Here is a 19,188-nt window from a genome sequence, read left to right on the forward strand (position 1 = left end):
CTCATGGCATCTGCGGCAGCTCCTGTGGCCGCAGGTCAAACACCAGCACTTCGGCATTCTGGCCGTTGCTCAGTGTCAGCGCCTGTTCCTGGCGCACCCGCACGCCATCGCCTTCCTGCAACGGCACGCCATTGAGCTCGACGCTGCCTCGGGCGACATGGACATAGGCATAGCGATCGGCAGCCAACGCCAGCGTGGCGCTCTCGGCGCCATCGAACAGCCCGGCGTAGACCCGTGCGTCCTGGCGAACATGCAGTGAGCCCTCGGCGCCGTCCGGCGAGATGATCAGTTGCAGGCGACCACGTTTCTGTTCGGGGCTGAAGTGTTCCTGCTGGTAGCGCGGCGTGGCGCCGACGACGTTGGGCACGATCCAGATCTGCAGGAAGTGCACGGGCTCGTCGGCGCTGTGATTGAACTCACTGTGAGCCACGCCACTGCCGGCACTCATCAGCTGCACGTCCCCGGGACGGATGACCGAACCGGTGCCCAAGGTGTCCTTGTGCTCCAGCGCGCCCTCGAGCACGTAGGAGAAAATCTCCATGTCCCGATGCGGGTGCTGGCCGAAACCCTTGGCGGCGGCGACCCGGTCGTCGTTGATCACCAGCAGGTCGGAAAAGCCTTGTTGATTGAGGTCGCGGTAGCTGGCGAACGAAAAGGTGTGGAACGACGTCAGCCAGCCGTGACGTGCAATACCGCGATCGGACGCTTTACGAAGGGTCAGCATGATAATTTCTCCTGGTTCAGTGGGCGGTGGCCATGGCCGTTCGCCGGGTTCAGAAGAAGGTTAATGGTAATCGACTTGTGCAATAAGCAGGTGAATGTGGAAATACTGTCCGTTCTGAGTGGACAATTTCGCACCGCACGCTTCGCTTCGTCATAATGCCGACCGATGATTGCAAACCCCACAAGGTTCGCGTTTTTTCAATTTGCTGCATGTTCTTCTCGATCTGGCGTCTTCCCATGAAAACCGTAGCAATGGTGCTGTTCCCCGATTTCCTGCTGCTCGACATGGCCGGGCCGCTGGAAGTGTTTTCCATCGCCAATCGTTTTCTTGTCCCCGACCAGCATTATCAACTGCTGACCCTGGGCACCGAGCGAGGCCCGTTGCGCGCCTCCAATGGTGTGAACGTCCACGCCGATATCCATATCGACCAGGCCTGGGCCGCCTATGACGTGTTGCTCGTACCGGGCGGCCCCGGGGCCTATAACGACCGGCACCCAGCGTTGCACACCTGGCTGCGCGCCTCGGCGCAAAGGGCCACGTGCTACGGCTCCATCTGTACCGGTGCGTTTGTGCTCGGTGAGGCGGGGTTGCTCGATGGACACCGCGTGACCACGCATTGGCATTACACCGAGCGCTTGATCCAACGCTTTCCCAAGGCACTGATCGAGACCGACAAAATCTATCTACGGGACCGACGCCTGATCACCTCTGGCGGTGTCACCGCCGGCATCGACATGGCCTTGGCCATCGTCGCACAGGATCATGGCCGCAAGATTGCGCTGGATGTCGCCAAGGTGCTGCTGGTGCTCATGAAGCGCCAGGGCGGACAAGCGCAGTTCAGTCCGCTGGTGGCGACCGTGGCGGCCCAGGAGTCGGCGGTCACTCGGGTGCAGCACTACGTGATGGAGCATCTGGAGGAGCCATTCACGGTGGAACGCATGGCGGCAGTCGTGGCCATGAGCGCCCGGCATTTTGCCCGGCTGTTTGTCCGAGAGGTGAAAATGACGCCCATGGAATTCCTCCAAGGGGCGCGCATCGATCGGGCGCGGCAGTTGCTCGAATCCACCGACTTGCCCCTCAAGACCGTGGCGTTTCGCAGCGGCTTCGGCAGTGTCCGCCACATGCGCCAGCTGTTCAGTGAAAAGCTTGGCCTGACACCGGTCCAGTACCGCCAGCAGTTCAGTTGAGCCTTGGATGTCCGTCCTGGGCACCGTGATGTCCGTGATGGGTCCTGTGCCAGCATTGTTCTGCGGGGCAGGGCTGCCAAGATAACCGCGAACCCTCTGGAAAGGATGCGCAAGAGCCAGGGCTGACGCGTGCGGCGATTCGCAACGCGATGCCTGGACCGGTCATCTGGCGCTGGATCGCTCATGAACAGTTTCGTCACACCCTGCACCGGGCCAACGGTAGGCTTCGGCCCGTTCGTCTTTCATCGACAGCAGCGGTTGGTCACTCGCGACGGTCAGCCCCTGGCATTGGGCGGTCGCGCCCTGGACATCCTGCAAGTACTGGTCGCGCATGCGGGTGCTTTTGTCAGCAAGCAAACGCTGATCGACCATGTGTGGCCCGACAGCGTGGTGGAAGACATCAATCTACGGGTGCACATTGCCGCGCTGCGGCGGGCCTTCGGCGAGACGCGCGAAGGCAATCGCTACATCCTCAATCATCCCCGCCGAGGCTATTGTTTTGCGGTGCCCGTGACCTTGCGGCCCGGCGACGAGCTAGCGGCCGCGGAGCCGTCCGAGCGGCACAATCTGCCCGCCCGGCTGAGTCCGGTGATCGGTCGCGACAAAATCCTGGGCCGGTTGTTGGTAGAAGTGCCACGCCAATCCCTGACCACGATCACCGGCCCCGGTGGCATCGGCAAGACCACTGTGGCATTGCGAGTTGCGGAGCTGCTGCTGGAGCATTTTGCCGACGGCGCCTGGTTCATTGACTTGGCTGGCGTCGACGACCCGGCGCAGGTTGCGCTGCGAATCGCCCAAGCCCTGGACCTGGCGGAAGAATGCCTGGCCCTGCAACTGCAAGCCCGTCGGGTGTTGCTGGTGCTCGATGGCTGTGAACAGCTGATCGATGCCTGCCGGGAGTTGGCCGTGACGTTGCGCAGGGCGGCGCCGGGTGTGTCGCTGCTGGTGAGCAGCCGGGAAATCCTGAACCTGGCCGATGAAAATATCGTGCAATTGCCTGGCCTGGTGGTAGTGCCCGCCAAGCAGCCCGATCATCAGATGCTGGCGTGCCCGGCGGTGCAATTGCTGGTCGAACGGGTCGGCGCTCGCCAGCAGGGCTTCAAACCCACTGAGCGGGACCTGGCGGCGCTCGTGCAAATCTGCCAACGCCTCGACGGATTGCCGTTGGCGCTGGAACTGGCGGCGGCCCAGGTCGATGTGCTGGGCGTGGCCGGGGTCCTGGAACAGTTGGACTACGGTCTTTCGCTGCTGAGCCACGGGCGTCGTACCGCCGTGGCCCGCCACCGAAGCCTGGAGGCCGCCCTTGACTGGAGCTTCGACCGCTTGAGCCAGGATGAGCGAACGGTGTTCCAACGCCTGGCGGTGTTCGAAAAACGCTTCAGCCTCAGGGCCGCGATGGCCGTGGTCAGTTGCCCGGAGCTGGCGGCGGATCGATTGCCCTGGTTGGTGTCGCGGCTGGTCAATCAGTCATTGGTGATGGTCGAGCTGCGTGCCGAGGGAACGCGTTTTTATCTGCTGCACACCACCCGCACCTATGCCCTGGAAAAGTTGCGTTGCAGTGGACAGTCCCAGCTTTTCCATCGGCGTTACGCACTGCAACAAGCCTGGCAACCGCGTCGGTCAAGACCCGAGGCGCCGAGCCAGCGCTTGGAGCAGCGCGTCGGCTTGCTTTAGGTCCGGCGTGTCGAAGCCTTCACTGAAGCGTCGATAGACGGGGCCGAGTACATCCGCGGCGGCCTGATCCTGGCCACGGCGCTGCCACAGCCGCGCCAGGGAAACAGCGCTGCGCAGTTCCCACGCCAGCGCGCCTTGCTGCCGGGCGACGGCGAGGGCGGCGTGCAGTTGCGTTTCGGCACGGCTCTCTGCGGACGGGGCATCCTGCGCCAACAACGTTTCGGCGCTGGCCCGCAGGATCTCGGCGGAGCACCAGCCTGCGGCGCCGCTGTGGGCGCGTTTGATCTGCTCGGGGCCGACGGCATCCGTGCGCAGTGTCACGACCATGTCCTGGACCAAGCCGCCCGTGGCCGGACAGGTCTCCAGCGGCGCGCCGTCGAATGCGCGCTCGTAGTGGCAGGCCCAGTCATGGAACAGCATGACCGAATGTTTGCGGGCCTGGTGTTTCAGCATATCGAGCCGTTCCCGGGCGATTGAATGCTCGCCGGTGTACTGGGCGAGCACGCAACCGGTAATCGCCAGGGTGTAGCAGATTGAAAGGCCGTGGTTGATCTGCAGGGCAATCTGCAGCGCGAGATTGGCGGTGCGCCGGGCTTTTTCGGCGAACCCCTGCAGCCAGAGAATACGCGCCAGGATCGTCAATGCCGCGACGCTCTGTTCGTACTGCACGCCAAAACCATGGGTGAACCGGCTCAGGTGGCCGTTCTGGGCCAGGCGCTGGATGACTTGTTCGGCATCGCGTCGCGCGGCATCCTGGTCGCCGGTGAAATGCAACGCCAGCACCCGCAGGCGCTGGGTACTCAAGGACAGCACCGGGTCACCCTGCGGTCCCAGGCGGTCGAAGTCCTGGCATTGTTCCAGCGCCTGCTGGTAGCGGCCACAACTGAGGTTGACGGTGAGGTGGCCCGACAAGGCGCGCAGTTCACCCGCCAGGTCCTGGCACTGCCGGGCCAGGCGCCGGGCCGTGACGAACGCCTCGACCGTGGCCGGCGTACCGCCCTCGGTGTGGTAGTTGAGGCTGGCGTGGGCCAGTTCCAGGGCCAGCGTCAGCCTCGGGCACGGCGAGGCGCTGCCGTGCAGCAGTTCGCGGGCCTTGCTGACGTAGAGACCGTGCTCCTTGAGCAGTGACAGTTCCTGCCAGAGGGGCAGGGTGCGGGCGGTCAAGCGGATCGCCACGGCGTGTGAACCGTGCGGGCCAAGCCCGCGGTCCAGCGCTGCGCGAATGTCGTCACGGTAGGTCGCGTAGCGTGCGATCCACAACCGCGTCGGGGTGCTCTCCCAGTCTTTCTCAGCCTGTTCCATCAGCGTCAGGCAACGCTCGGCGTGTCGCGCCTGGCTCACGGCGAGTTCGCCTGCCTCCAGCAGTTTTTCCAAAGCGTAGCTGCGCGTGGTGTCCAGCAGGCAATAGCGGACCTCATCGTCACCGATCTCAACATTGAGCAGCGACTTGGCGACCAACTGGCTGACCGATACCAGCACCTGGTCGGGCGCGACATGCTGGCCGACGATGACCGCCGCGGCCGAGGCCAGGTTGAAACTGCCCATGAACACCGCCAGCCGCCGCAGGCAGGTCTGCTCGCAAGCCGTGAGCAGCGCGAAGCTCCAGTCCAGCGTGGCGCGCAGGGTCTGTTGTCGCGGTGCGCTGTTGCGCTTGTCGTGATCGAGCAAGGCGACGCTGTCTCGCAGTTGCCGGCACAGCGCTTGCAGCCCAAAGCGTCCGACCTGGGCGGCGGCCAGTTCGATGGCCAGGGGAATCCCATCCAGGCGCTGGCAGATATCGACGATCAGCGGCACCTCGTGATCGGTCAGTTCGAAGTCGTCCTGGCTGGCCATCGCCCGCTCTGCGAACAGTTGCAGCGCTGGATATTCCAGGGCCGGATAACCTTCGATGATCATGCCCCGGGGCGGGATCGCTAATGAGTCGAGGCGCTGCACATGTTCGCCTTCGGCGCGCAGGCCTTCGCGGCTGGTGGCGAGGATATGCAAGTGCGGCGCGGCGCGCAGCAACGTCTCGCAGAGCTGGGCCACGGCGTCGACCAGATGCTCGCAAGTGTCGATGACCAGCAGCAACTGCCGTTCCTTGAGCGGCCGCACGATGGCTTCCAGGGGCTCGCCGTCTTGTGACGACAGCTCCAGCAGGGCGCAGAGGTTCGGCGCGATCATGGTCGGGTCGTTGAGCGAGCCGAGGTCCAGCAGATAGGTGCCGTCGCGGTAATGCCCAATCAGCCGCTCGGCGACCTGGAGGGCGACGGTGGTCTTGCCGATCCCGCCACTGCCGACCAGGGTAATGAAGCGTTTTCGCGGCAGCTGGGCGACCAGGCTTTCCACCAGGCCCTGGCGCCCGATTACCCGCGTGCGACGCGGCGGCAAGTTGCGCGCCAGGGCAGGGTGGGGGATACGAGCCAGCGCTTCCGGCGGTTCGAAGGTTACCGGCGCGACAAAACTGTAGCCGCGTTGCGCCACGGTGATGATGTAGCGCTGGCCGGCCTGCCCGTCACCCAACGCCTTGCGCAGCGCGGCCACATGGACCCGCAGGTTGGTGTCTTCCACCACGCTCTTGGGCCAGACGTGGGCGATCAATTGCTGCTTGCTGACCACTTGCCCTGCGTGTTCGAGCAGCACCAGCAGAATCTCCACCGCCCGCCGACCCAGGCGCAACGGCTGCCCCCCTTCCAGGACCAGGCGCTGGCGGGGATGAACCCGGTAAGGGCCGAAATGCAGCGTCTTTTCGACGGGCAGGCTGAGGTACTGACTCATGGCGCGCTCATTGTTCTGTTCCCTGGAGATGGGCTGTACCTGAGCATATTCGTCAGGTTTTGTGACAAGCGCAACGGTGGGTGGGGTTGCCAACCTCCTGATCAACGCCAAACCCGTGGCGAGAGAGCAAGCTCCTTCGCCACCAAAGCACGTCAGTCCCGAAAAAATTAACAACGTTTAACTCACGCACAAACCGCCCCTGGCCGGACCATAAAGCGATCCACCCACCTCAAGGAGTCATGTCATGAGCACGTTCATCACCCGCGACGGCACAGAGATCTACTACAAGGATTGGGGCACTGGCCAACCGATTGTCTTCAGCCACGGCTGGCCATTGAATTCAGACAGTTGGGAGGCCCAGATGATGTTCCTCGCTTCCAACGGCTACCGGGTGATCGCCCACGACCGTCGCGGCCATGGACGTTCCAGCCAGCCGTGGGATGGCAATGACATGGACACCTACGCCGACGACCTGGCGGAGCTGATCGAGCGCCTGGACCTGAAGGACGCGGTGTTGCTCGGTTTCTCCACCGGCGGCGGCGAAGTGGCACGCTACATCGGTCGGCATGGCGCCGCCCGCGTCGCCAAGCTCGGCCTGATCTCGGCGGTCACGCCGCTGATGCTCAGGACCCCGGCCAACCCCGGCGGCTTGCCCGTCGAAGTCTTCGACGGCTTCCGCCAGGCCTCCCTGGCTGACCGTTCTCAGCTATACAAGGATGTGGCCAGCGCCTTTTTCGGCGCCAACCGTCCGGGCGCCAAAGTCTCCCAAGGCATGATCGATTGGTTCTGGATGCAAGGCATGCTCGCCGGCCACAAGAACACCTACGACTGCATCAAGGCGTTCTCGGAGACCGATCTCTCCGAAGACCTGCGCAGCATCGACGTGCCGACCCTGGTGGTCCATGGCGATGACGACCAGGTGGTGCCGATCGAAACCGCCGGCATTGCCGCCGCCAAGTTGCTGAAAAATTCGCAGTTGCTGATCTACCCGGGCGCGCCTCATGGCCTGACCGATACCCACAAGGACCAGCTCAACGCGGACCTGCTGGCGTTCATCAAGGGCTGATAAGGCCATGAACCTGTGGGAGCAAGCCCGCTCCCACAGTCAAAACAGGACCTCATACCCATGAACCGCAACGATCTACGCCGTCTCGACATGAACCTGCTGGTGATCTTCGAGGCGCTGATGTTCGAGAAGAACCTGACCCGCGTCGCTGAAAAGCTGTTCATGGGCCAGCCGGCGGTGAGCGCGGCGCTCGGGCGGCTACGGGATCTTTTCGATGATCCACTGCTGATCCGTCACGGCCGGGGCATGGAACCGACGCCTCGGGCGCTGGCGATCCTGCAGGAATTGCAGCCGGCCATGGACACGATTTCCAGCGCCGTCAGCCGGGCCAAGGCGTTCGACCCGTCCACCAGTTGCGACGTGTTCCGAGTCGGCCTGTCCGACGATGCCGAGTTCGGCCTGTTCCCACCCTTGCTGAGCCAACTGCGTGAAGAAGCACCCGGCATCATTGTCGTGGTGCGCCGGGCCAATTTCCTGTTGATGTCGTCGCTGCTGGCCAGCGGCGAAATCAGCGTCGGCGTCAGCTACACCACCGACCTTCCGGCCAATGCCAAGCGCAAGAAACTGCGGGACATTCCCTGCAAGGTCTTGCGCGGCGACAAACGCCCGGGGCCACTGACCCTCGACGAGTACTGTTCGCGGCCCCACGCCATGGTCTCGTTCTCGGGCGACCTGAGCGGCAACATCGACCTGGACCTGGCCCGCATCGGCCGGGCGCGCAAGGTCGTGCTGGCAGTGCCGCAATTCAGCGGCCTGCGGGCCTTGCTGGCCGGCACCGAACTGATCGCCACCGTACCCGACTACGCCGCCTGTGCGCTGGTGGAGGGCTGCGCGTTGCGCGCCGAAGACCCGCCGTTCGAGATCAATGCCGCCGAGTTGTCGATGGTCTGGAGCGGCGTGCACGACAACGACCCTGCCGAGCGCTGGCTGCGCTCGCGCATTGCCACCCACATGTCCCAACCGCTGCCGGCGGCCGCTTCGGCGGACGCGGCCGGAGCTTACCGATGAGTACCGCTGATGAAAGCCGCCTGCAGGACCTTGGCCTGCTGTTCCTGCGCCTGAGCGGCGCCTTGTTCCTGCTCTGGGTGCATGGCTTGCCCAAGCTGTTGAACTACAGCGCCGAGTTGACCCGCATCGAAGACCCGTTCCACCTCGGTGCGGCGCCCACGCTGATCCTGGCGATTTTCGCCGAGGTGGTGTGTCCGCTGCTGATCATGGCCGGCGTGCTGGTGCGCCTGGCGTGCTTGCCCATCCTGTTCCTGCTGGCCGTGGCGCTGTTGGTCGTGCATCCGCAGTGGAGCCTGGAAGAAGGTCAGTTCGGCTGGTTGCTGTTGATCGTCTTTACCAGCGTGTTCATTGCCGGCCCTGGACGCCTGGCGATGAACGCGCGCTTTGCTGGAGTACTGCGTCATGCCTGAGTCCCAAACCCTCGAATCAACCGTGAGCCCGGCAATGCCCGGCTTCGATGAAATCGTCACCCTGGTGGTCAAGCACCGGGTCAAGGCCGGCCAGGACGGCGCCTATGAAGCCTGGTTGCGGCGCATCGTCAGCGTCGCCGGCCAGTGGCCGGGGCACCTGGGCGTGGATGTAGTCCGGGGCAAGCAGGGCGGGTTGTCGCTGTTCACGTGTGTGTTGCGTTTCTGCTCCACCGAGGCGATGCAGCGTTGGTTGGATTCGCCGGAGCGTCGTGAGCTGGTGGAGGAGGCCGCGCCGCTGCTCGCTGATGGCGACCAGACCGAAGTCGCTCCCCACAAGGAGTTCTGGTTCGCGCCGCTGGCCGATGCCGCCACGCCACCGCCGCGCTGGAAGCAATCGGTGGTGACGCTGCTGGTCATCCTGCCGCATACCTTGCTGGTGCCATTGCTCTGGGGCCCGCTGCTGCAGCTCAACGCATTTTTGTCCAACTACGTGGTCGCCACTTTCCTCATCACCGTGACCATCGTGCTCTCGGTGGTGTACGTGTGCATGCCGTTGGCGACCCGGCTGTTCGCGCCCTGGTTGGAATCCTCCGAAGCCCACGAACACCTGGAGCCCGGTCATGGCCAATAACGACGACCCAACCGATCCACTGCGCCGCCACTTGCTCGCCGCCGGATCCTTGCTCAGCGCTGCCGCCGCTTTCTGGCCACGCCTGTCCCTTGCTTCTTCCCACTCACAAGGAAACCCGATGAACGCCGATCTGATTCTGTTCAATGGCCAATTCCACACCGTCGACCGCGAGAAGCCTCGTGCCAGCGCGGTCGCCATCAGCCAGGGCCGCTTCGTCGCCGTGGGCACCGACGCCGAGGCCATGGCCTTGCGCGGCAGTGGCACCCAAGTCATCGATCTCAAGGGCCGCACCGTCATTCCCGGCCTCAACGACTCGCACCTGCACCTGATTCGTGGTGGCTTGAACTACAACCTGGAACTGCGCTGGGAGGGCGTGCCGTCCCTGGCCGATGCCTTGCGCATGCTCAAGGACCAGGCCGACCGCACGCCGACGCCGCAATGGGTTCGCGTAGTGGGTGGCTGGAACGAATTCCAGTTCGCCGAAAAACGCATGCCGACCCTGGAAGAACTCAACCAGGCCGCGCCCGACACCCCGGTATTTGTGTTGCACCTGTACGACCGCGCCTTGCTCAACCGCGCCGCCCTGCGCGTGGCCGGCTACACCCGCGACACGCCGAACCCGCCGGGCAGCGAGATCGTGCGTGACAGCAAGGGCGAACCCACCGGCATGCTGGTGGCGCGGCCCAACGCGATGATCCTTTACTCGACACTGGCGAAAGGGCCGAAGTTGCCGCTGGAGTACCAGGTCAACTCCACCCGTCAGTTCATGCGCGAGCTCAATCGCCTGGGCCTGACCAGCGCCATCGACGCCGGTGGCGGCTACCAGAACTACCCGGACGACTACGAAGTCATCGAGCAGTTGGCCCGCGAGCAGCAGTTGACGGTGCGCATCGCCTACAACCTGTTCACCCAGAAGCCCAAGGAAGAACTCACCGACTTCAAGAACTGGACCGGCAGCGTCAAGCTGCACCAGGGCGACGATTTCCTGCGGCACAACGGCGCCGGTGAAATGCTGGTGTTCTCCGCCGCGGACTTCGAAGACTTCCTCGAACCGCGCCCGGACCTGCCGCCCGGCATGGAACAGGACCTGGAACCGGTGGTGCGTCACCTGGTGGAGCAGCGCTGGCCATTCCGCCTGCACGCCACCTACGACGAATCCATCAGCCGCATGCTCGACGTGTTCGAAAAGGTCAACCGTGACATCCCGTTCAACGGCCTGCCGTGGTTCTTCGACCACGCCGAGACCATCACGCCGAAGAACATCGAACGCGTGCGAGCACTGGGCGGCGGTATCGCGATCCAGGACCGCATGGCCTTCCAGGGCGAATACTTCGTCGACCGCTACGGCGCCAAGGCCGCCGAAGCCACGCCGCCGATCAAGCGCATGCTCGCCGAAGGCGTGCCGGTGGGCGCCGGCACCGACGCCACCCGCGTGTCGAGCTACAACCCGTGGACTTCGTTGTACTGGATGGTCAGCGGTCGCACCGTTGGCGGTCTGTCGTTGCACGAAGAAGGCCTGCCGCGCCTGACCGCGTTGGAACTGTTCACCCATGGCAGCGCCTGGTTCTCGTCGGAGCAGGGTAAGAAGGGGCAGATCAAGGTCGGCCAACTGGCAGACCTGGCGGCCCTGAGCGCGGATTTCTTCAGCGTCGAGGAAGAAGCCATCAAGTGGATCGAGTCGGTCCTGACCGTGGTTGACGGCAAGGTGGTGTACGCCGCCGGCGACTTCGAAAAACTCGGCCCGGCCAGCGTCCCGGTGCTGCCGGACTGGTCGCCGGTGGTCAAGGTCCCAGGTCACTGGCGCCCGAGCTCGCCGTTGCAGGCCCAGGTCCACCAGTGCAGCGGGCCGTGCAAAGTGCATTCCCACAGCCACGAACGGGCGCGACTGTCGAACGTTCCGGTCAGCGACTTCCAGGGTTTCTGGGGCGCGTTTGGCTGTTCCTGCTTTGCCTTTTGACTGAGCACACATTTATCCGAATGTGGGAGCCCGCTCCCACATTGGTTTCGTAATATCCATCCCAAAGGAGTCATCCCATGAGCAACGTTCCCGCCTACAACCGCCTGAACAAAGATGACGCGGTGGTCCTGCTGGTCGATCACCAGACTGGCTTGATCTCCCTCGTCCAGGATTTCTCGCCCAACGAGTTCAAGAACAACGTATTGGCCCTGGCTGACCTGGCGAAGTTCTTCGAACTGCCCACCATCCTGACCACCAGCTTCGAACAAGGCCCCAACGGCCCGATCGTGCCGGAACTCAAGGAGATGTTCCCGGACGCGCCGTACATCCCGCGTCCAGGCCAGATCAACGCGTGGGACAACGAAGATTTCGTCAGGGCGATCAAGGCCACCGGCCGCAAGCAACTGATCATCGCGGGCGTGGTGACTGATGTCTGCGTGGCCTTCCCGACCCTGTCGGCGCTGGCCGAAGGTTTTGACGTGTTTGTCGTCACCGACGCTTCGGGTACCTTCAACGAAACCGTGCAACAGGCCGCCTGGGTGCGCATGACCGCTGCCGGCGCGCAAATGATGAACTGGTTCTCCGTGGCTTGTGAGCTGCACCGCGACTGGCGCAACGACATCGAAGGCCTGGGCAATCTGCTGTCCCAGCGTATCCCCAACTACCGCAACCTGATGAACAGCTACTCGGCGCTGACGGCCAAGTAAGTAGCCTCCTGGCTGAACAGGTGCCCGCCAATGTGCGGGCATCTTTTTGTCTGGCCACAGGTTTTGTATTCGGCCAGGATGTCTGAATAAAGCCCCACCCAGGAATGGCAATGAACCCCTTCGAAGAAATGCGCATCTTTGCCCAGGTCATGGAGTCGGGCAGTTTCACCGCGGCGGCGGACAAGCTCGGGCTGTCCAAGCAGTTCGTCAGCCGCAAGCTCATGGAACTGGAACAGCGCCTGGGCGTGCGCCTGCTCAACCGCTCCACGCGCCGACTGGACGTGACACCGCTGGGGCAGCGCTATTACGAGGCAGCGTTGCGCTTGCTCAGTGAAGTCGAGCAAGTGGAGCAGGGCATCAGTGGCCAGACCAGCGAGCCACGCGGGACCATTCGGCTCAGCGCGCCGTTGTCGTTCGCCGTGGCGCACCTGGGCTGCCTGCTGCCACTGTTCTTGCAGCGCTACCGGGACGTCAGCGTCGAGGTGGACCTGAGCGATCGCTCGGTGGACCTGCTGGGTGAAGGCTACGACCTGGCGCTGAGGATCGGCGTGCTGGAAGATTCAACACTGATCGCCCGGCGCATCGCGAGCATCGAGCGGGTGCACTGCGCCAGCCCGGCCTACCTGGCCGACAAAGGCACACCGGCCCGACCTGAAGACCTGCGCAATCACGACTGCCTGCCTTATGGACACAGCCGTCAGGTGCAGTGGCGGTTCGAGGGAAATGGCAAGCCGTTGGTCCTGGAAGTGACGGGGCGGATGCGGGCCAATAACGGCGATTTGCTCAGGGATGCGGCGATCGCCGGGATGGGCGTCACCTATCTGCCAACCTTCATCCTCGGTGACGCGTTGAAGGATGGCCGGTTGGTCAGGGTGCTGGAAGGGTTCGAAACGGAGCCGTTGACACTGTCGGCGGTCTATCCGCAACATCGCCAGGCTTCGCGCCCGGTGCAGGCGCTAGTGGAGTTTCTGCGCGAGCGGATGTTATGAAGGCCTGGACGCTTCAGCCTCCGATCAGGGGCTGAAGCGTTGGCGCCTGGTGATCAAGCGGCGAGGTTGGCGCTGCTCATTTCCTTCTTGTACTGCGCCTTCATGGTTTCCATCTGCTCACCCAGGGCGTCCAGCTTGGCCTTGCCCAGCACTTTCTTGGCTTGGGGGAACATTTCCTTTTCTTCTTCCTCGATGTGGTGCTCCAGCAGTTCTTTCACCACTTTGACCCGGCCTGCAAATTCAGGCTGCGATGGATCGGTGGCTTTCAGGTCGGGCAGCACCAGCGAATCGACGGTGCGGTGCTCTTCCTTGGCTTCGTAATACATCTCGGCTTCTTCCTTGCCGCCTGCCTGCTTGAACGCCGGGTAGAGGATTTCTTCCTCCAGGCGGGTGTGGATGGACACTTCCATTTCCAGCTTCGCCAGCAGTTCGGTGCGTTTCTTGATCGCGCGATCAGTTGACTCACTCAACTGAGTGAGAATGGCTTTGACGCGTTCGTGGTCGGCTTTCAACAGGTCGATGGCGTTCATGTGCTGCTCCTCGGTCATTCACGGATGCGGGCCGGCTTCGAGCGCCGGCGCCACGTAACATGAGAGGTGCATCCGTCGTGCCAGCCGAGTCGCTTTTTAATTTACTTGAAAAACAATAGGTTATGTCGGAGCCGAGTTTTGTCATCGTGCAGGCTGCATGAGCCGGGGCTAAAACGCCTTGCACTTTGCGCTGCCAAGGGCATCAGGTGTTGCCGAACAGTTGCCTGACCCGTTGCGCCAGCGCCAGGCAGGATGTCAGCCCGGGGGATTCGATACCGAACAGGTTGATCAGCCCCGGCACCTGATGCTCGGCTTCACTGCTGATGAGAAAGTCCCGAGCGGGTTCGCCCGGTGCGGAAATTTTCGGGCGGATGCCGCTGTAGGCAGGTTGCAGGCTCTGGTCCGGCAGGCCCGGCCAGTAATTTCGAATGGCCCGGTAAAACGCTTCCGCCCGGGCCGGATCCACGCGGTAATCCTCCGCTTCGACCCATTCGGTGTCGGGACCGAAACGCGCCTGGCCTGCCAAGTCGAGCGTCATGTGAATACCCAGGCCGGCGGCTTCCGGCGCGGGATAGACCAGATGGCGGAACGGCGCCCGCCCGGCCAGTTGAAAATAGGTGCCCTTGCACAGGTAATAATCGGGAATCCATTGCCTCTCCAGGCCCTCGACCCGGCGGGCGAGGGCAGGGGCCTGGAGGCCGGCGGCGTTGATCAGCCGGCGGCAGGACAATGTCATCTGCGCCGTGCCGCCCAATGCCAGGCTGAAGCCCTCGTCGACAACACGAGCCGCCAGCAGGGGCGTGCGAAACACCACATTGGCGCCGGCCGCCTCGGCATCGCCTTGCAGCGCCAACATCAAGGCATGGGCGTCGACGATACCGGTGGAAGGCGAATACAACGCGCCGACGCAGGACAGCGCCGGCTCCAAAGCCTGTGCCTGCTTGCGATCAAGCAGACGCAGGTCGTCCACCCCATTGAGCCGGCCGCGCGCCAGCAGTGTTTCAAGCCCGGCCAGCTGAGCCTGGTCCTTGGCCACGACCAATTTACCGAGCCGGCGAGTCTCGACGCCGTGACTGTCGCAATACTCATACAGCCGTCGCCGACCTTCGACGCACAACTGCGCCTTGAGGCTGCCCGGCGGGTAATATAGCCCGGCATGGATTACCTCGGAATTGCGCGAACTGATGCCCATGCCGATGGCATCACCTGCTTCGATCACCAGCACTTCATGCCCGGCACGCGCCATCTCCCGCGCCACGGCCAGGCCGACGACGCCTGCGCCGACGACGATGCAATCAATATCGACGCTCAACGCTGGGCCTCCTTCATGAGCAGATGATCGCGTTCAAGCATAGCCCCGCACATCTACGGTGTTAGTTATCATGCGGATGATATCAGCATCGTCCAGCGCACCGGATCAGCCCCAAGGTGCCGGCAACGAACCGCTGGCCACCGTCCGCACAGGTACAAAGTTTCGCAGTTGCATTCGAATGTCCTATTCCGAGATTGGAGGCGCAGGCGTCAATGCCATGCTCTAAAGCCTTCCATTCGCACCGGCATGATTAACTGGCCCCCGCGCCAGGCATCGACGAAATCAGCGCACAACCACAGGCGCAACGATGACCGTCAAAAGCCACCGGCACACCATTGTCTTCGAATGTAGGGTGACCTTCGGCGATGACCGTCCGGCCGTGACCTGGAGTCGAGCAGTCCACTGGATCACCTACCCGAGCGACCCCGACGCCTCCGATTTCATGACGGTTGAGCCTGATCGGACGGTACCGTCGCCGGTCGTTTTATCACAGGTTCCTGAAAGCCAGAGCAGCCCTGTGAAAACAGCCAGACGGACACGCGTTTGGCCACGTCGAAATAAAACTCGACGTTGTCCAGTTACCTGACGCCATTCACACCCAATTGTCATAAACATTATTCGATAGCTCATCCGTAAAATATCTCGTAATAAAGCTCGACACAGCACGGTCGGTGGATGGCCTTCCATGCCGCATGCCTGTCACGCAAGAAACGAAGATCATCCATGGAACATCCACTCAACCTTTTCCGGGCCAACCGTCACCCGATCCGGGAGCAGGAAACGGCTCTCCCACTTGCGTACGTTTAGCATTGGCAGTATCTCGCCCTGTTCGAAGCGGCGGATGACGTCGTACGCGCCGGCGATCCAGTAGCCGGTATGCGGGCAGGCCTGGCCGCTGTGGCAGGTCGGTGCGGGTTGGGGGATCGTGATGAACGCAGGTGAGCGGGGCGTGGGCCTGCCGGTGGCGGGTTCGAGACCTTTGGCCTCGGCCAGCTCGCGGATCAGTGCCTCGCTGGGTTTCTGCGGCGGGACATTGGCCAGGCGGGCTTCGAGCCATTGGAGTTTGCCGTCCCACTCGGGCAGTTCGGCGGGTGGCAAGGGGAGAATTTCGTTGATTTCGGGAACGGTGGGGTTGGCGTAGGAGTAGTTCGCTAGCAGGCTCCAGATTTTTTCATAGCGCTCTGCACGTTCGAGGTCTTCTTGTTGGCCGAGGTAGTACAGCTTATCGGTAATGGGATGGGCCCTAAATGCTTCTTCCAACCAACCGGCCGAGGATTCATCTCCCGCAGCCACCCCTAATTGGAATGCCTCAATCGCTTCTTGGTACTGTCCCTTTCCTTGAAGATTGATACCAAGAGCGACGGCGGCCTTGCCATGACCCTGTTCGGCCGCGCAACGGCGCATCTGCCGGGCAACGTCCGGCGCAATGTCGCTGGGTGCCAACTTGTCGCCAACAAGATACTGAGCCTGGGCGTTGCCCTCATCGGCTGCTTTGCGGAAGTAACGTAAGGACATGTCATTGTCTTTATGCAGGCCCGCCGAGCCTTGTTGCAGGAAGATTCCGACGAAGTAGTAACCCGTCGCCACGCCTGCATCGATTAATTGTTGGCTCATACGCAAATGCTGGGCGCCCCTGAGCTCGAAACGACCGCGCATGGCACCGTTCTGCAGATTGATATTGGCCTTGTAATGTCCGTTCTCGGCGGCGATGCGATACAGCCGCTCAATCTCTAGGTCAACGGTTTTGTCCTGCTTGAGCTGGTTGTTCTTTTGCAACCAACGCGCGTACTGAAACAGCGCATCACTCTCGGCGGACGGTGCCGGGATCGTTTCGTGTTTGCAGGTGAAGGCCAGCTTGGCCTTGATCTCGGTTAGAGGTTTCACGGAAGGGTCCTTCTTCGGGAAATTAAAAGTGCCACTGTTGCCGCAAGCGGCCAGCAGCAGGCAAGACAGCAGGAGGATTCGATGCATCAGTCGAGGTCCTTCAGGACGGCTTTGTCGTAATAAAACTCGACAAGTGAAGCCTCGGGCACCCCATTTTCTTTATCAGCCTGGCGGTCTTTGTTCTTGTTGATAATCTCCTGCCAAGCCTTAAATGCCTTTTTTGGATCATCCTGCGACCCCTTCTCACCCGTATGCAGATCCCACAATCGCCGCCGCAACGCCTGGGTCACGCTCATCCACTCATGGGCAATGTTCAGCTCGCTGTCCACCTGCATGCTCCGAGTGTTGATGTTGGCCGAGCCATGGGTGGTGAATACGTCGTTGATGATCATCAGCTTGGAGTGGATGTACACCGGCATCCAGGGTTTGCCCGCCGGTGAATCGGGGGCGACCAGCGAGCAGATGTGAACCTTCAGGCCAGGTATTTCCTCGGGCAGGACGGTGCTGTCCATGATCTCTTGTGTCTGCCGGTCAAGCTCGGCCTGCCATTGGGCCAGCTCCCTTTGGCCCTCCCGGTCGCGCGGTTCCGGGCGCGGCCTGGGCGGGGCTTTCTGTTGCATTTTTTGAACGCGCCGCAGTTTGGTAACGCCGGGGATGGTGTTGGCGCGCCCGAGGCTTTCGAGCATGCGCTGGGTGTTCACGGTGCCGGCGCCGATGCCATCGTCGGTGGCGTTGGTGACCACGAACAGGTGCAACGCGCCGTGCAGGCCGGGATCGCGCCCGCCCTGGGTCTGGGTGGCGGCGACCGACTTGATGAATTCGGCCAGCGGTGGCCAGCGGAAATACTGGTTTTCGATGTAGATGAACTGGGTCGCGTTGTTGACGGCTTGCATGTAGAGCCGCTCGATGTCGCGTTTGCCCGCCTGGGGTTGGGTGCGCAGGATCTGCGCCATTTGCGGCATGCCGTGGGTGCGCAGTTGCGGCCCGACCTTCATGGATTGGCGCGAAGCGAGCAGGTCTTCGCCGGTTTCCTTGCGCCAGGCAGCGGCGAAGTTGTGGTGCAGGTGTTCCAGGATCGGCCCACTGAGCTGGCAGGAAATGTCCTGGCGCGGCGTATCGCCGCGCGGGCCACGGTTGGGGGCGGGTTTGCTGTCCTGGCTTCGGTTCAGTGCCGAATGGTTGTCCGTGTCCCAGTACTCGTCGAGCATGTTGTGGCCCATGATGAAACCGACCGCGCAGTCCGGTAACTCATAGTCGACCAGCACGCTTTTCTGGTGGTGGGTGGCCGTCCACCTCAGCGTTTGGCGCATCTTGGTACTGATTTCGCTGTCGAGGCTCGCGTATTTCACCCAGTGGGCGATCTCGCCCCGTTCATCCAGGTTGAAGCCGCGACTGACAAACACCGGCAGTCCTCCGCTGGCGGCACGTTGCGCGGCCTCGTGGTCGGCGACTGCACAGGTCGCAAACCACTGGCGATCGAAGGCGTACTGCTCTTCGGTGGCGCGTTGCATCACCCGGTCCATGAGGCGGATCGAGCCTTTGCCGGGCAAATTGGCCTCACCGGCGAACCCGGCGGTATTGAACGGCATCTCCCACCCCAATATCCGCACCTCGACGCCTTCCCGCGCCTTGGCCATGAGCAGTTCGCCAATGCTCGGCGCCTTGCCGTCGCGGATGAAATACATCGACGGCTGGAAGCCCCAGCAGATGATGTCGATGCTCTTTTGGGCCTGGGCAATGGCCTTGTGCACGGCGGTGAACGTTTCCTCGCCATTGATCAGCGCTTGATAGCTGGCGATCACCGGATGATATTCAGTGAACTGGACGTACCACGGCAGGGAGCAGACGGCTTCGTTGGTGTACTTTAAGCAAATGGGCACCACGATCTCTGGCAAATTCATGGGGTGGTTTCTTCCTTGGCTGGGTCAGGGCCATCCATCAGGACGGCGTACAGTGCACGGGGATCCGTGTGCGTAGAGGGTGCGGTCAATTCGGCGTCGGTCTGTGTGCGGTGGTTATGCAAACCACGGTTGGCCAATTGCACGTGGAGAAGGGTTTGAGTTGCGCACCGATGGCTGGGGGGCGATTCGCGGTGGTAAGGGTTGTTGGTCGGGGTGCCCAGGACGTTGCGGCGTTCGTTGCGGGCGATGACCGGGTCGCAGGGTGTGGCGGCTGTGGTCGAAGAAGTTCGGGAATGGGTTAGGCATGTCGAAGGTCGCCCTGGGTACCACGCTCATGGCGCGTGGCGTGTTGTCGAGGGGAACCAGAGTGGCGCAGGGCGAAGGGTAGATACCATAGGTAAACCGCCCGTTCTGAATATTCAGAAGCATCCTATAAAGGGGCTTTCCTATT

The 19,188-nt window shown here is 62.6% G+C and carries 16 protein-coding genes and 1 pseudogene; 10 read left to right on the forward strand and 7 right to left on the reverse strand.

Translation table 11 applies throughout. The features are described from left to right. Position 1: 1 nt before the first annotated feature. The gene (locus VQ575_RS09650) at positions 2 to 724 is read right to left on the reverse strand and encodes a pirin family protein (protein WP_325919531.1); all 723 of its coding nucleotides are present in this window, start codon (positions 722 to 724) and stop codon (positions 2 to 4) included. A gap of 236 nt (positions 725 to 960) precedes the next feature. Between VQ575_RS09650 and VQ575_RS09655 the strand changes: the two genes are divergently transcribed. Together VQ575_RS09655 and VQ575_RS09660 are read left to right on the forward strand one after the other, a co-directional pair. Continuing rightward, the gene (locus VQ575_RS09655; protein ID WP_325919532.1) at positions 961 to 1,911 is read left to right on the forward strand and encodes a GlxA family transcriptional regulator; all 951 of its coding nucleotides are present in this window, start codon (positions 961 to 963) and stop codon (positions 1,909 to 1,911) included. Positions 1,912 to 2,094: 183 nt separating this feature from the next. Further along, positions 2,095 to 3,585, forward strand: coding sequence for an ATP-binding protein (locus tag VQ575_RS09660; protein ID WP_325919533.1), 1,491 nt, complete (start codon positions 2,095 to 2,097; stop codon positions 3,583 to 3,585). Here the strand turns inward: VQ575_RS09660 and VQ575_RS09665 are convergent. Continuing rightward, positions 3,532 to 6,342: an ATP-binding protein gene (locus VQ575_RS09665; RefSeq protein WP_325919534.1), complete on the reverse strand. Its 2,811-nt coding sequence runs from the start codon at positions 6,340 to 6,342 to the stop codon at positions 3,532 to 3,534. The two genes, VQ575_RS09660 and VQ575_RS09665, sit on opposite strands and share 54 nt — an antisense overlap. A 244-nt stretch (positions 6,343 to 6,586) precedes the next feature. Between VQ575_RS09665 and VQ575_RS09670 the strand changes: the two genes are divergently transcribed. From VQ575_RS09670 to VQ575_RS09700, 7 genes are all read left to right on the forward strand, one after another. Further along, positions 6,587 to 7,408: an alpha/beta fold hydrolase gene (locus VQ575_RS09670; RefSeq protein WP_198726776.1), complete on the forward strand. Its 822-nt coding sequence runs from the start codon at positions 6,587 to 6,589 to the stop codon at positions 7,406 to 7,408. 60 nt (positions 7,409 to 7,468) lie between these two features. After that, the gene (locus tag VQ575_RS09675; RefSeq protein ID WP_325919535.1) at positions 7,469 to 8,416 is read left to right on the forward strand and encodes a LysR family transcriptional regulator; all 948 of its coding nucleotides are present in this window, start codon (positions 7,469 to 7,471) and stop codon (positions 8,414 to 8,416) included. Next, positions 8,413 to 8,826, forward strand: coding sequence for a DoxX family protein (locus VQ575_RS09680; protein WP_325919536.1), 414 nt, complete (start codon positions 8,413 to 8,415; stop codon positions 8,824 to 8,826). The genes VQ575_RS09675 and VQ575_RS09680 overlap by 4 nt, the downstream gene beginning before the upstream one ends. Continuing rightward, a complete protein-coding gene (locus VQ575_RS09685) occupies positions 8,819 to 9,457 on the forward strand; it encodes an antibiotic biosynthesis monooxygenase (RefSeq protein WP_039592858.1) in 639 nt (212 codons plus the stop codon). The genes VQ575_RS09680 and VQ575_RS09685 overlap by 8 nt, the downstream gene beginning before the upstream one ends. 118 nt (positions 9,458 to 9,575) lie before the next feature. Next, positions 9,576 to 11,414 carry an amidohydrolase gene (locus VQ575_RS09690; RefSeq protein ID WP_325919873.1) on the forward strand — a complete coding sequence of 613 codons (1,839 nt, stop codon included), beginning with the start codon at positions 9,576 to 9,578 and terminating at the stop codon, positions 11,412 to 11,414. 77 nt (positions 11,415 to 11,491) lie between these two features. Then, positions 11,492 to 12,121, forward strand: a complete 630-nt coding sequence (gene ycaC / locus VQ575_RS09695; RefSeq protein ID WP_045155646.1) for an isochorismate family cysteine hydrolase YcaC — start codon at positions 11,492 to 11,494, stop codon at positions 12,119 to 12,121. A gap of 110 nt (positions 12,122 to 12,231) precedes the next feature. Beyond that, positions 12,232 to 13,110, forward strand: coding sequence for a LysR family transcriptional regulator (locus tag VQ575_RS09700; RefSeq protein ID WP_325919537.1), 879 nt, complete (start codon positions 12,232 to 12,234; stop codon positions 13,108 to 13,110). 53 nt (positions 13,111 to 13,163) lie between these two features. Here VQ575_RS09700 and VQ575_RS09705 read toward each other — a convergent pair whose 3' ends face one another. From VQ575_RS09705 to VQ575_RS09725, 5 genes are all read right to left on the reverse strand, one after another. After that, on the reverse strand, positions 13,164 to 13,640 hold the full coding sequence (locus VQ575_RS09705) for a hemerythrin domain-containing protein (RefSeq protein ID WP_198726784.1): 477 nt from the start codon (positions 13,638 to 13,640) through the stop codon (positions 13,164 to 13,166). Between the two features lie 202 nt (positions 13,641 to 13,842). Beyond that, positions 13,843 to 14,952, reverse strand: a complete 1,110-nt coding sequence (locus VQ575_RS09710) for an NAD(P)/FAD-dependent oxidoreductase (protein ID WP_325919538.1) — start codon at positions 14,950 to 14,952, stop codon at positions 13,843 to 13,845. Positions 14,953 to 15,202: 250 nt separating this feature from the next. Continuing rightward, positions 15,203 to 15,355: a PAAR domain-containing protein gene (locus tag VQ575_RS09715; protein WP_325919539.1), complete on the reverse strand. Its 153-nt coding sequence runs from the start codon at positions 15,353 to 15,355 to the stop codon at positions 15,203 to 15,205. Between the two features lie 314 nt (positions 15,356 to 15,669). Then, positions 15,670 to 16,923: an SEL1-like repeat protein gene (locus VQ575_RS09720; RefSeq protein WP_325919540.1), complete on the reverse strand. Its 1,254-nt coding sequence runs from the start codon at positions 16,921 to 16,923 to the stop codon at positions 15,670 to 15,672. Further along, a complete protein-coding gene (locus VQ575_RS09725) occupies positions 16,923 to 18,737 on the reverse strand; it encodes a phospholipase D-like domain-containing protein (protein WP_325919541.1) in 1,815 nt (604 codons plus the stop codon). The genes VQ575_RS09720 and VQ575_RS09725 overlap by 1 nt, the downstream gene beginning before the upstream one ends. Positions 18,738 to 18,879: 142 nt before the next feature. Here VQ575_RS09725 and VQ575_RS27200 point away from each other — a divergent pair. Then, a pseudogene (locus VQ575_RS27200) lies at positions 18,880 to 18,939 on the forward strand (type VI secretion system Vgr family protein); the annotation flags it as partial. Between the last annotated feature and the right edge of the window lie 249 nt (positions 18,940 to 19,188).

Origin of the sequence: Pseudomonas frederiksbergensis, assembly GCF_035751725.1 — a bacterium.
GTDB classification, from domain to species: domain Bacteria; phylum Pseudomonadota; class Gammaproteobacteria; order Pseudomonadales; family Pseudomonadaceae; genus Aquipseudomonas; species Aquipseudomonas frederiksbergensis_A.